The 13395-nt window shown below is 40.6% G+C and carries 11 protein-coding genes; 6 read left to right on the forward strand and 5 right to left on the reverse strand.

Annotated elements, in window-relative coordinates:
* Nucleotides 1–71: 71 nt before the first annotated feature.
* Nucleotides 72–1472, forward strand: coding sequence for a sodium:alanine symporter family protein (locus tag DWW23_RS12035; protein WP_122353524.1), 1401 nt, complete (start codon nucleotides 72–74; stop codon nucleotides 1470–1472).
* A 5-nt stretch (nucleotides 1473–1477) separates the two neighbouring features.
* On the opposite strand, the gene DWW23_RS12040 is transcribed toward DWW23_RS12035, so the two are convergent.
* The 5 genes from DWW23_RS12040 to DWW23_RS12060 all read right to left on the reverse strand — a co-directional run bounded on the left by DWW23_RS12040 (nucleotide 1478) and on the right by DWW23_RS12060 (nucleotide 7179).
* A complete protein-coding gene (locus DWW23_RS12040; protein ID WP_122353525.1) occupies nucleotides 1478–2698 on the reverse strand; it encodes a pitrilysin family protein in 1221 nt (406 codons plus the stop codon).
* Between the two features lie 246 nt (nucleotides 2699–2944).
* Nucleotides 2945–4684: a hypothetical protein gene (locus DWW23_RS12045; RefSeq protein ID WP_122353526.1), complete on the reverse strand. Its 1740-nt coding sequence runs from the start codon at nucleotides 4682–4684 to the stop codon at nucleotides 2945–2947.
* A 2-nt stretch (nucleotides 4685–4686) separates the two neighbouring features.
* The gene (locus DWW23_RS12050) at nucleotides 4687–5088 is read right to left on the reverse strand and encodes a hypothetical protein (protein ID WP_122353527.1); all 402 of its coding nucleotides are present in this window, start codon (nucleotides 5086–5088) and stop codon (nucleotides 4687–4689) included.
* An 11-nt stretch (nucleotides 5089–5099) separates the two neighbouring features.
* Nucleotides 5100–5471 (reverse strand): DUF3244 domain-containing protein, encoded by a 372-nt coding sequence (locus tag DWW23_RS12055; protein WP_122353528.1) that lies wholly within the window; start codon nucleotides 5469–5471, stop codon nucleotides 5100–5102.
* A gap of 211 nt (nucleotides 5472–5682) precedes the next feature.
* On the reverse strand, nucleotides 5683–7179 hold the full coding sequence (locus DWW23_RS12060) for a tetratricopeptide repeat protein (protein ID WP_233564321.1): 1497 nt from the start codon (nucleotides 7177–7179) through the stop codon (nucleotides 5683–5685).
* Nucleotides 7180–7930: 751 nt separating this feature from the next.
* Here DWW23_RS12060 and DWW23_RS12065 point away from each other — a divergent pair.
* The 5 genes from DWW23_RS12065 to DWW23_RS12085 all read left to right on the forward strand — a co-directional run bounded on the left by DWW23_RS12065 (nucleotide 7931) and on the right by DWW23_RS12085 (nucleotide 13387).
* Entirely contained in the window at nucleotides 7931–8725 is a 795-nt protein-coding gene (locus tag DWW23_RS12065) for a TerB family tellurite resistance protein (RefSeq protein ID WP_122353530.1), read from the forward strand.
* Between the two features lie 59 nt (nucleotides 8726–8784).
* Nucleotides 8785–9396: an SIS domain-containing protein gene (locus DWW23_RS12070; RefSeq protein WP_122353531.1), complete on the forward strand. Its 612-nt coding sequence runs from the start codon at nucleotides 8785–8787 to the stop codon at nucleotides 9394–9396.
* A 21-nt stretch (nucleotides 9397–9417) separates the two neighbouring features.
* On the forward strand, nucleotides 9418–10341 hold the full coding sequence (locus DWW23_RS12075; protein WP_122353532.1) for a carbohydrate kinase: 924 nt from the start codon (nucleotides 9418–9420) through the stop codon (nucleotides 10339–10341).
* Between the two features lie 76 nt (nucleotides 10342–10417).
* Nucleotides 10418–11476, forward strand: a complete 1059-nt coding sequence (locus tag DWW23_RS12080) for a tyrosine-protein phosphatase (RefSeq protein ID WP_122353533.1) — start codon at nucleotides 10418–10420, stop codon at nucleotides 11474–11476.
* Between the two features lie 123 nt (nucleotides 11477–11599).
* A complete protein-coding gene (locus DWW23_RS12085; protein WP_122353590.1) occupies nucleotides 11600–13387 on the forward strand; it encodes a DEAD/DEAH box helicase in 1788 nt (595 codons plus the stop codon).
* Nucleotides 13388–13395: the final 8 nt, after the last annotated feature.

The raw sequence follows: 13395 nt of genomic DNA on the forward strand, positions 1-13395 counted from the left end.
ATGCAAATCGAAAAAAGGTTACAGAATAAAAAAGAAAAAGACGTATATTTGAAGCAAAACGAATAAAATCAATGGATATATTAAATACCTGGATAAATAGCATCAACGACATTTTATGGTCGTATATATTAATAATCATGCTCTTAGGTTGCGCTGTATGGTTCACGTTCAAAACACGTTTCGTACAGTTCCGCATGATAAAGGAGATGATAAAATTACTTGGAGACTCCGCCGGAAAATCTAAAAACGGTGAAAAACACATCTCCTCTTTCCAGGCATTTGCCGTATCGTTAGCCAGCCGTGTAGGGACCGGCAATCTGGCAGGAGTAGCAACAGCTATCGCCGTAGGAGGTCCGGGGGCAGTTTTCTGGATGTGGATCATCGCTTTACTGGGTGCATCCAGTGCCTTTGTCGAATCGACACTGGCACAGTTATATAAAAGAAAAGGGAAAGACTCATTCATCGGCGGACCTGCTTATTATATGGAACGCGGACTCGGATTACGCTGGATGGGCGTACTTTTTGCCGTACTGATCTCCATTACTTTCGGATTTGCATTTAATTCCGTGCAAAGCAATACGATCTGCGCCGCCTGGGAAGGAGCATTCGGATTCGACCACCGGATTCTTGGCGGTATATTAACCGTACTTACCATCCTGATTATCTTCGGTGGTATTCAACGGATCGCCAAGGTTAGCAGCGTTATCGTTCCGGTAATGGCACTCGGTTACGTGGCTTTGGCTTTAGGTATCGTAGTCTTCAATATAACAGAACTACCGGCCGTCATCAAACTAATTGTCAGCAGTGCATTCGGATGGGAACAGGCTATCGGTGGAACCATCGGGGCAGCTCTGATGCAGGGAATTAAACGGGGACTATTCAGTAATGAAGCAGGTATGGGCTCTGCACCGAACGTGGCTGCCACCGCCCAGGTCTCTCACCCCGTAAAACAAGGACTGATACAAACATTGGGTGTTTTCACCGACACATTGATCATCTGTACCTGTACGGCATTTATTATTCTTTTCAGCGGGGCACCGCTCGACGGGAGCGTCAACGGCGTGCAACTCACCCAGCAAGCTCTGACCAATGAGATAGGGAGTATAGGAAGTATCTTTGTAGCTGTTGCCATCCTGCTTTTTGCCTTCAGCAGCATCATCGGCAATTATTACTATGGAGAGGCAAACATACGGTTCATTACCCGGAAACGCAGCATCTTGCTTATATACCGCCTCCTGGTCGGTGGAATGGTCATGTTCGGAGCTTTAGCCAGTCTCGATCTGGCATGGAGCCTGGCAGATATCACGATGGGAACGATGACTATCTGCAACCTGATTGCCATATCCTTACTCAGCCGCCAGGCATTCCTTCTGCTGAAAGATTATGTCGCACAAAAACGGAAAGGAATAAAAAGTCCGGTATTCGATAAAAACAGTATCCCGGAATTAAAAGACAAAGCGGAATGCTGGTAACAGGATCATTGATAGATCAGACTGAATAAACGTTCCGGCGCAAAGACTTCATTTGCGACTTCCTGAATGTTTTCAACCGTAAGGTTTTCGACCCGGGCAAAGACCTCCGGCAACGTATCATACCGGTTGTAATGCAGGAAGCTTTTCCCCAATCCCAGGAAAAGCCCTTCCTTATTATCTCCGGAAACGCCCAACTGGCCGATCACCTGTTTCTTAGCTGCTGCCAGTTGTGTCGCAGACAATTTGTTGTCCCGTATTTTTTCCAGTTCTTTATATACCAGACGTAAAGCCTTTTCCATATTCTTGGGGTCCGTTCCGAAATAAATACTGGCTAACCCTGTATCCGTATAAGATGTGACATTCGATTCGACGTTATAAACCAGTCCGTGTTTTTCCCGAAGCGATACATTCAGACGGTTATTCATACCCGGTCCACCCAGCATATTGTTCAGGAGGAACAACGGGATCCGCTTTTCGTCATGCAGGCTATAGGCACGGCTGCCGATCAGCACATGTGCCTGATGCGTATCCTTACTGATTTTCTTCACACAAGGCGTTATGGCATCAGGAGCGATCCGGTTACGCGGAGCTACCGGAAAGGCAATATCCGACAAAAGTCCTTCGGCCATCTTCACGATTTTATTGAAATCAACCCGTCCCATCGAAAAGAATACCATATTTTCCGGTGCATAGAAACGGCGCATGAAGGAACGTCCGGATTCAGAGTTAAATGTCAACAGAGAGGCCTCGTCGCCCAATATATTATGTCCTAAAGCGTGTCCGTCATAAAGCAGGTTTTCAAATTCATCGAAGATAAGTTCCGATGGGCTATCCTCATAGGAGTTTATTTCATCCAGGATCACATCGACCTCTTTTTCAATCTCTTGCTGCGGAAACTGGGAATGAAAGATCAGGTCTGTCAACAATTCAAATGCCCGCTGATAATGTTCTTCCATGAAGATGGAATAAACGAATGTCTCTTCTTTCGTCGTATAGGCATTCAGCTCGCCACCAACATTTTCCATCCGGTTCAGAATATGCCATGCTTTGCGTTTTTCAGTACCTTTAAACATCATATGTTCCACGAAATGAGCCAGACCGAACTCATTCGCTTCTTCATCGCGAGTTCCGGCATTCACGGCAAATCCACAGTACGAAACCGGCGATTCCATCGGCAAGTGTACCATACGAAGACCATTGGATAAAATATGTGAGAAGTAATGCATTGTTTTCTTTTTGCTTTATTGACCTGCAAAAATACAACAAATAAAGAGATAGGGGAAGAATGAAGAAAAAATTCTACAATAATATCCTTATAAATTTCAGCTGATAGTAAATACAAAACCATCATAGCCTATGTGCACGTAATATTCATATCCTGTGCATAAAGAATGATGGAAATGTATTCCACTATCATAATAAAACTAAATAGAGGCAGATAATCTAATCAGCAGAATGCAATTTGCAACTAATTATAAAGAAATTATCTCATAATCTAATAAATCTCTTTTGTCTATATTTATTGTTGGTAATTTGTTAACAAAATCTTTCAAGCCATACAAATTAAGAGTTCTATCATAGTTATATATAGACAAACCACATTTTACTGCTTTAGGAAGAGAAATAGAAACTCCATTTTCATCAATGTCAATGTCTGATGACTGCCTTGCACTAGAATACATTTCTTTGATAAAATCTCTTCTTATTATCAATCCATTAGATTCTTTTGTTTTAATCCCATTATATAATAAATAAATTGTATTATTTTCTTTATCAAGGAATTTAGAAAATAGCCCTTCCTTATAAAATCCTAGTTGGAAACAATTATTAGGAGGTATTGGAATTGTATCATTTGCAAAAGATTTATTAACAATTTTCAAACCATAAACCTTACTTTTTTCATTTGCGATCTGTCGTATATATTCCTGTTTTTTTGATTCAGAAACAGGAGTTATATTCTTAAGATCAATCAATACTCTGTCCTCATTTTTTGTCACCAACGAAGTTATTAACAATGTAATTCCTTGTATATCCCGACGCAAGACTTCAATATAGGGTTCTTGCACTTTCATTGGCTGCTCAATAGATCGCCCATAAAGATAATCACTAATATGTTGTTCTATATTTTTTTCCAATACAAAATTAGATACTGGCATTAGACCTTCAGACTCTATATCTATCATTCTATACGAATCAGGTGAAGCCATAGAAGACATCCAACTACTTAAATCTATATTAATTTGCGTCAAACCCTGTGGAGTTGAAAAAGTTGGGAAAGACAAATTCCCCCCTATTGCTTTGACAGACAAAGTAAAACTAGTTATTTTTTTCGACATTTTTGTCTCATCATAATAATGAAGTCCAATTCCTAAGTTTGCACTACCACTGATATCTTTCTTCGGTCCGTATGAAGCATTTATATCATTCTCAATATTTTTCTCTTTAGTTTCTACTAAATCGTTTGATGTATATATTCCAGAATAGATAGCAGAAACTCGTCCTCCTGTATAAAAGTCTTTTAAAACTAAAGCCCCATACTCTTTTACAAACTCTGCCATAGTTATTGAATACAATTCATTCCTAAACGAAGGATTCAAATAACCCAATTTAATCATATTCAAAGCATTTGAACTTGTCTCTAAATTATATTTTTTACCGAGAACCTCTGCACTAAATTCACCATATACCCTATTTGTTTCATTAGCAACATCTTTTCCATATATATTTTCGATAGTTCCTTTATTTCCAATAGAAAATAATTTTAAATTTAGACTTACACCATGAGTTACTTTTTCAGAATCCTTTGATTTATGGGAATATCTATCAAAATTTGCATAAGAAAAGACATTTGATGTTTGAATTCCAAGATTTCTTTCTTTAACATAAAAATCATCATACTCTTCTTTTAATTTTTTTATATTAACAATAGGAATTCCTACGTTCTGAGCAGTTCCCAATGGAAAATATTGTAGCTTATATGTACAACCCAAGAAGTCCTCATTGGAGGACGTAGCAAATGGCATTACAGCACCTTTTGTTTTATTACGCAAAGGAAATTCTAATGGAAATTTAGGATCTCTTTCTTTCAAAACTACTTCTTCATAAGTAGTAACACTTTTTGATTTAATAGAATAACCTTTATCTATCTCATCCTCTATTGTACAAGAGAAAGCTAAAGCCCCTAAAAGGGAAAAAATAATTGTTATTTTCATAACTATATCAATTTAATTAGATTCAATGTATCACAATCCTGCTCACTATTTATATTCCTTTTCAATATTAATTTTTTTCCATCATTACTAACAACCCACCAATAACCTGTTAAAATATTATTATATCCACCTTCAATAAGTATTATTTTAGAATCAATTTTATATTTTAATGTTGTTTTATAGGAAAATGGAAGCTCCGGAATAAACTTATCTATATAATATTCTCCTGAATTTTCTGTTTCAAAAACTATGTTTATATTATATACTATCTCCTCTGGATTACTTAATGTTAACTCTCCTAACCAAGATGTTTGATTCAAGATTAGGTTGAACGACTCTTTATCATCTTCTGCACAAGAGACTAATGATAGACACAAAAAGAAAAGATAATAAATATTTTTCATAAATAAAAAATTTATAATATAACAAACTTACCATACAAACAAACACCAGTCGCATCAGTAAAATAAACCATGTATACTCCCGACTCTTCTCCGCTTAAGTCAATATCAACCGAAGAAGTTTGAGGAGAAATAACTTGTTGATGAACCTGTCTGCCATCCGAACTGACTACAGAGACATTGACATCTCGCAGTAAAAAGAGAAAATCAACATGGATTACATTATTGTTCAGATTAACCATGAGATGAGAAGGATCCAACAAAATAGAGCGAACCCCACCCTGACTTTTTGTTCTTCTTATAACCACCTGATCTGCTTTCACAAAAAAAGTCGTACTACAAATCATTACAATCGTTAACAATACACTAATCATTTTTCTTTTCATAACTTGCTATCTGTTTGATTCGATACAGCAAAGCTATCCACAGCAAACCTATATAAATCCTTTTTGAGGGTATATTTATCCTGGACTATTAATATTCAAATTTTATTACACCTTAATAATCAATGATTATACATGCACTCGTTTATAAAAAATCAATATACTATTTTCCACAGTTAATATTTGACAGACACACGATGATATATTAATAATTTTAACCCTTATTATTTACCCCTTCTTCCAAAATAATAATGATATCAGCTCCATCCGGAGCTTTCAATTTTTTTCGTATACAGGTTTTCCGAGTACGAACCGTATTGATACTTTGCTTCATTACACAAGCAATTTCCGTAGTATCCATATTCGTTTTTAACAAACAGCAAAGCTGAATCTCTTTCTCTAACAAAATTTTGCCATAATGTTTTCTCAGTTTACTAGCAAAATCATTATATAATAAATCAATAAGCAAATAAAGTTCACTCCAATCAATCTCAAGAGTATGCTGCTCTCCATAAAACAAACTATTAAATTTTTTAAGAAAAGATTGCTCTTTCTCCGATTTTTCATCCAGTTGGGACAAAACTTTCGTTATATTTAATTGCATAAGCAACGCTTTTTTTACCATCATACCCTTTTCATCATCAGAATAACCGGATAATGCAACTTTTTTACCAGCATCATTATTGCAGTTGCTTTTATTTACCTTTTCCATCTTTCGCAAAACATCTACCGTATCTTCCGCCTTCGATAAATCTTGTTTTTTCTTCCATTTCATCCCGCCAATAAGAAGAAAAACAACTAACAATAGGCTCAAAATAATCCAGCCAACTACAATAGCGCCATCTTGTACCGTATGCAATTTTTCATTCTCTTCCTGATACTTTAAATAATTATAGATTTGTTCAATCTCCGCTAACGAACCTTTACGTTGAAGCTGATAAACAGAATCGACACAAGCTACATATCGATTCTGGTAAAAAGATGCCGATTCATAGTTTTTACTTGCAGCTTCTGTTTTAGCTAAAGCTGAATAATAAATAGCCCGCAATTCTATATCATCCAATTCTTCCACAACAGATTTCATTCCATCCAATAAAAAGAATGCAGAATCAGTCTCATTCAAATATGCATGAATTTCAGCCAAAGTAATCTTTCGAGTTATCATCCAGCTGCTATCACTATCTAAAGATAAAGATTGTTGCAAATAACATTTCGATTTCAAATACAGGCTATCTTCTTTCAAATAAACCCCTATATCATTATATATAGCCGCCATTTCTATCGTATCTTTCTGTTCGCGGGCAATATCTAATGCCTTCTCTAAATAAAAATAAGCACTGTCCCGATTTCCGTTTATCCCATATTCAGAGCCTATCGAATGCAATAAGGTTCCAGTATATTTCTCGCCGGAAGTTTGATCGTAAATAGCATACGACTTTTTATAAGCCTCCAGCGATTTATCAAAAGCATACTGCTTATCGTGTAACTCTCCCAAATAATAATTTGCCATCATTCCTAACAGAGGGTCTGGTATCTCCCCCGCATATTCTGCAGCTTTCAGAAAGTATAATCCGGCTTCAAATAGCTTTCCGGCCTCTTCATAGACACGGCCCGCATAATAATTCGACCAGCCTTTTTGAGAAGCATTACCGTGTTTTTTGTAGTATACCAATGATTTCAAAATAAGAGTGGTATCACGGGATAAATCCATATAACATTTATCCTTCGCCTTCGTATACATCAACTGATAAGCGGCAAAGTCTGCCTGGTTCAATGTTTCCGGATGAGGGAAAGACGATAAAAGTTCCAAAGCACGATCCGGGTCATTCTCCATCAGAGAATCTGCCTGTTGTAATACTTTATCGAGTTGCCCTGAATGACAAGACAAAAGGCCAATCACAATAATAATAAGGTTAACTTGCTTAAACGGTTTCATATTCAGAGCATTTAGATCAACTATTCTCGTTATGTGGCAAATATAAGATTTTATATTACATTATATGTGGATAAAATCAATTTCTTTCGCGGAATTTCAAGGCTTCTCTCTCATCTATTAAAATAAACGCATAATAGTTTTGAAGAAAGCAAAATTTTCTTGCAACACAGTAGTTTTATCCTTATCTTCGCCTTTCAAAGTTATTACCTCATTACCAACCGTTTAGCCCATTCTATTCTTTGAAACAATCGTATCATTTCAGCGGCCGATAATTATCAGCCAATCGGTCGATAATTATGAGCCGATCGGTTGACAATTGTCGGCCAATCGGTTGATGGTTATCAACCATTGATTAGTCGCCGTAGTAATTCTATTTAGTACCTATAGTAAATTAAAAAACATCGGGTAGTATTTTATATTTGTTCGGGAACAACCAAACGGTTTCTTAACCCTCCCTATACACACCATACATCATTCCAATAAAATAATTCATATCTTTGCCGGAAAAGTTTACAAAACAAGTCGTATGGGAATAGGTAAATGGATTGGCGGTATTATCGGATTTATGGCTTTAGGTCCTCTAGGGGCTTTGGCCGGCATCGTATTCGGTTCTTTGTTTGATGAGGGAATCGATCAGGCAGGACAAGCATACGGCGGAAGGGGTTATGAAAATGAACCCTCACCGGAAGACAGATATATGGGTCAGCGGAACAGTTTCCTTTTCTCCATGCTCGTCATGGCATCGTACATCATCAAAGCTGACGGGCGGATCATGCACAGTGAAATGGAGTTCGTACGCCAGTTTCTCAGAAGAAATTTCGGAGAAACGGCCGTATCCCAAGGAGAAGATATTTTGCTGAAACTTTTTGAACAACAAAAACGTATGGACCATGAAAACCCGATGGCTTTCAAAAACACCATCCGGGAATGCGGGACACAGATTGCCTATAGCATGAGCTACGAAGAACGCCTTCAACTTCTGGCTTTTCTAGTCCAGATAGCTCAAAGCGACGGACATGTATGCACAAATGAGATAGAGGCCCTCAAAGAAGTGGCCTTATCCATGGGTTTGTCAGACAAAGAGGTCGAATCGATACTAAACCTGGAAACAAATACACTGGAAGACGCCTATAAGGTTCTTGAAATAACTCCGGAGGCAACCAATGAAGAGGTGCGTGCCGCTTACCGCCGACTTGCTTTAAAACACCATCCGGACAAAGTGGCTGCCTTAGGAGAAGATATCTACAGAGCAGCTAACGAGAAATTCCAACGTATCAACGACGCCAAAGCGAAAATTTATAAAACACGGGGGATGAATTGATTTTTTTAATCGTATTTTTGCAAACTGTTAGAGATAATTGTATAAATAATAAAGTAGCTATGTCACACGAAGCAATCGCGAGCATCCTGCAACAGGAAGCTGAAGCAGTCCTGAATATCCCGGTAACCGCCGGCTATGAAGATGCAGTAACTCTTATTGTTAAATATGTCCATGATCTTGGGGGGAAACTGATCACCAGCGGAATGGGGAAAGCCGGCCAGATCGCGATGAATATTGCTACCACATTCAGTTCAACCGGTACGCCAGCCTTCTTCCTGCATCCCAGCGAAGCACAACATGGCGATCTGGGTATCGTACGCGACAACGATATCATGCTTCTGATCTCCAATTCCGGAAAAACCCGCGAATTGCTGGAACTCGTCGACCTGACCCGCGGATTAGTGCCCGATATGAAATTTATCGTTATTACCAGTAACCCGGAAAGCTCACTTGCTAAGGATGCCGACGTATGCCTGCTTACCGGAGCACCGAGCGAAGTTTGTCCGTTGGGCCTTACACCGACCACATCGACAACAGTAATGACCGTTATCGGTGATATCCTCGTCGTAGGTACGATGAAAAGGATCAATTTCAACAATAAAGACTATGCCAAACGGCATCACGGCGGCTATCTCGGATCGAAAAGCCGTGAACAGAGCAAAAACGAATAGACTATAAACAAACCATTCTATATGAGAAAAGTTATTGGCATCGGAGAAACCATTCTCGACATTATCTTTAAGAGCGACCAGCCTCATACAGCCGTACCGGGCGGTTCGGTCTTCAACGGATTGGTGTCGCTGGGACGGCTGGACGTTCCGGTTTCTTTCATCAGCGAGGTAGGTAACGACCGCGTAGGCGATATCATCCGTAAATTTATGGAAGAAAATCATATCTCAACGGAACTGGTAGACCGTTTCCCTGATGGGAAAAGTCCTATATCGCTAGCTTTCCTCGACGAAGATAACAATGCCAATTACACCTTTTACAAAGATTACCCCAAACAACGGTTGGAAGTGCCGATGCCGGTCATCAATCAGGATGATATCCTTATATTCGGATCCTATTATTCTTTGAATCCGGCCCTGCGGGAACGGACGATCGAATTTCTGGAATACGCCAAAGAACGGAAAGCGATCATTTATTATGATCCGAATTTCCGGAAAGCACATGCGCACGAAGCGATATACCTCACTCCCACCATCCTCGAGAACCTGGAATATGCAGATATCGTACGAGGATCGGACGAGGATTTCTTCAACATCTTCGGAAAGACAGATGTTGACCGGGTCTATTCCGATCATATCAAATTCTATTGTGAACGGTTTATCTCCACGCACGGAGCGAACGGCGTCAACCTCTACACAGGCAAATTATCCGAACATTTCGATACAGATGCGATCAATCCGGTCAGCACCATCGGAGCAGGCGACAATTTCAATGCCGGTATCATCTACGGATTACTGAAATATAATATCGGATATCATGATCTTCCTAGCTTAAGCAAAGAAACATGGGAAAAGATTATCCGCTGCGGCATGGATCTCGCGTCTGAAGTATGCCAAAGCTATGATAATTACATTTCTAAAGAATTCGCGGCTTCATACCGCAAGTAGTCTTAAATATCATTAACTCCCGTACGATAAAGATCAGGATTTATTATCTTTGTGATGTATGTATGCTAGAAAAACAATGTTAGTAAAGATTTTTTCTCTGTTTGCTTGTGTCACTCTATTTATGGGTTGTTCCTCCAACAATCCTGAAATACGGGCGATATGCCTGCGCGATGATATAGGGAATTATATACTGAAATGGGAAACGGAACCGCAAATAGAAGGTATACTCAAGATGTATGTCTCCGACAATCCCGAAACATTCAACAGATCTCTCCCTGCAGGATACGCCAACATAAAAGACGGGGTTACTACCTATATCACGAACGACAACATGTCGCGTAAATATTTCCTGCTGTCTTTCAATGATAAATATTTTAAAACGATCGGTGCCCGTTCCGTTGCGATGGACAGCATACAGAACGTACGTGAGATAGGAGGCTATGGGACGAGCCATAACCATAAAACGACCCGTTGGGGGAAGGTTTTCCGTTCCGGACAACTCAGTTCGCTGAGCGAATGGGATTCGATCCGCCTGAACAATTTGCATATCAAAACGGTTATAGACCTGCGCGGGAATGATGAGCTGGCTGCCAGTCCGCTACGTTATTCAAAGGCAAACATAATACATATCCCTATTCCTATCAAGAATATGGACAATGTTACCGCCCGGATACAGGAAGACCGGATGCGTAAAGGTGACGGCCTGCTGTTCATGCAGGATACTTATCTGCAATACGTAACCGATTACAGCGATCAATTTGCCAAAGCGCTCGATGTTTTCCTGGAAGAGGATAATTATCCGATCCTGGTGAACTGTTCGATGGGAAAAGATCGTACAGGCTACCTGACAGCCATGTTACTTTTCGCCCTCGGCATACCGGAAGAGACTGTTGTAAGAGATTACATGGCTTCCAACGAAAATATCAATATCGGACACCTGGCCTATATGGCGCGCGATCTGAGCACGAATGCACAGGAAACGATCACCACGCTGGTCACTGTCAATGAAGGGTTGATCGATCTGGTTCTGAAACGGATCAGGAAAGATTACGGTTCGGTAGACAAATATCTGTCAAAAGGGTTAGGACTGACAGAAAAGAAACGGGACACGTTAAAAGATATTTTGTTATATTAATGTGAATCCGAATTATTTATCTACCTTTGTACCCTCTGAATTTATTATATATACATATATCACATTTTGAAAACATTTGAAGAATTAGGAGTTGCCGCCCCCATATTGAAGGCAATCCAGGAAATGGGTTACGAATCGCCCATGCCGGTACAGGAAGAAGTGATTCCTTTCTTGCTGGGAGAAGACAACGACGTAATTGCATTGGCACAAACAGGAACAGGAAAAACAGCCGCTTTCGGTCTGCCCATCCTGCAGAAGATCGATGTGACAAGATATCAGCCTCAAGCACTCATACTTTGTCCCACCAGGGAGCTTTGTCTGCAAATTGCCGACGACCTAAATGATTACTCCAAATACATCGACAACCTGAAGGTACTGCCGGTATATGGAGGTTCAAGCATTGAAAGTCAGATCAAGACACTGAAACGCGGTGTACACGTAGTTGTGGCTACACCGGGCCGTCTGCTCGACCTGATGAACCGTAAGACTGTCGATCTGGGTACGATCAAAAACGTCATTATGGACGAAGCAGACGAAATGCTGAACATGGGATTCACCGACAGTATCAACGCGATCCTGGCTGAAGTCCCGCCTGCACGTAACATGTTACTTTTCTCCGCTACCATGCCGCAGGGCATCGCCAGCATCATGAAGAAGTACATGAAGAACCCGAAAGAAATCGTTATCGGGAACAAGAACGAAGGAAACAAGAATATCAAGGATATTTATTATATGGTTCGTGCACAGGATAAATACCTGGCACTGAAACGTATTGCCGACTATTATCCGAACATCTACGGTATCGTCTTCTGCCGTACCCGTAAGGAAACACAGGAGATTGCCGACAAGCTGATACAAGACGGCTACAACGCAGACTCGCTGCACGGCGAACTGAGCCAGGCACAGCGTGACTACGTGATGCAGAAATTCCGTGTTAAAAATATCCAGCTGTTAGTTGCTACCGACGTTGCTGCCCGCGGACTGGACGTGGACGATCTGACACACGTAATCAACTACGGTTTGCCTGATGAAGTAGAATCGTATACACACCGCCGCGGACGTACGGGACGTGCCGGTAAGACAGGTATTTCTATTTCTATCTGCCACGTAAAGGAAAAAGGAAAAATCCGCCTGATCGAAAATATCATCAAGAAGAAATTTGAGAAAGGTGTAATGCCCAGCGGGCACGATATCTGTGAAAAGCAGCTTTTCAACCTCGTAGACCAGATCGAAAAAGTGAAGGTAGACGAAGAAGAGATTGCCACACTGATGCCGCAGATTTACCGTAAACTGGAATGGCTGGACAAAGAAGATATTATCAAACGTGTTGTTTCTCTGGAATTCAACCGTATGATCGACTACTACAAAGATGCTGACGAAATTCAGGAAGTAGACGAACGCTCAGCCCGCAGCGAACGTACAGAACGCGGAGAACGCCGTAGTCATACGGCAGAAGAAGGATTCTCCCGCTTCTTCCTCAATTTCGGTAAAACTGACGGTCTTTATCCGAACCAGCTGATCGAACTGGTCAACAAATGTGTTCCAGGCAAGGTGAGAATCGGAAAAATCGACCTGCGCGACAGCTTCTCATTCTTCGAAGTAGAGGAAGGCGAATCACAGCGTGTCATGGACAACATGAACGGTTTTGAGATAGACGGCAAACGAATCTCCGTAGAACCGGCCCAGGGTAAAGGCGAAGGCAGCAGAAGCAGTCGCGGCGGTTTCGGCCGTGGCGGAGGCAATTCGCGCGGTGGCGGCAATGGTGGTTCCAGAGGCGGTTACAAAGGAGGCGGAGGCTACAAAGGTAAACGCGAAGGCGGTTTCAGCGGTAGTACGAGCGACAGACGTAACAGTGAAAAACCCTGGAGACGCGATACTTCAGACCGTAATGCACGGAAGAAAAGATATTAACCTTCATA

The sequence above is a fragment of the Parabacteroides sp. AF14-59 genome (assembly GCF_003479515.1).
Classification (GTDB): domain Bacteria; phylum Bacteroidota; class Bacteroidia; order Bacteroidales; family Tannerellaceae; genus Parabacteroides; species Parabacteroides faecis.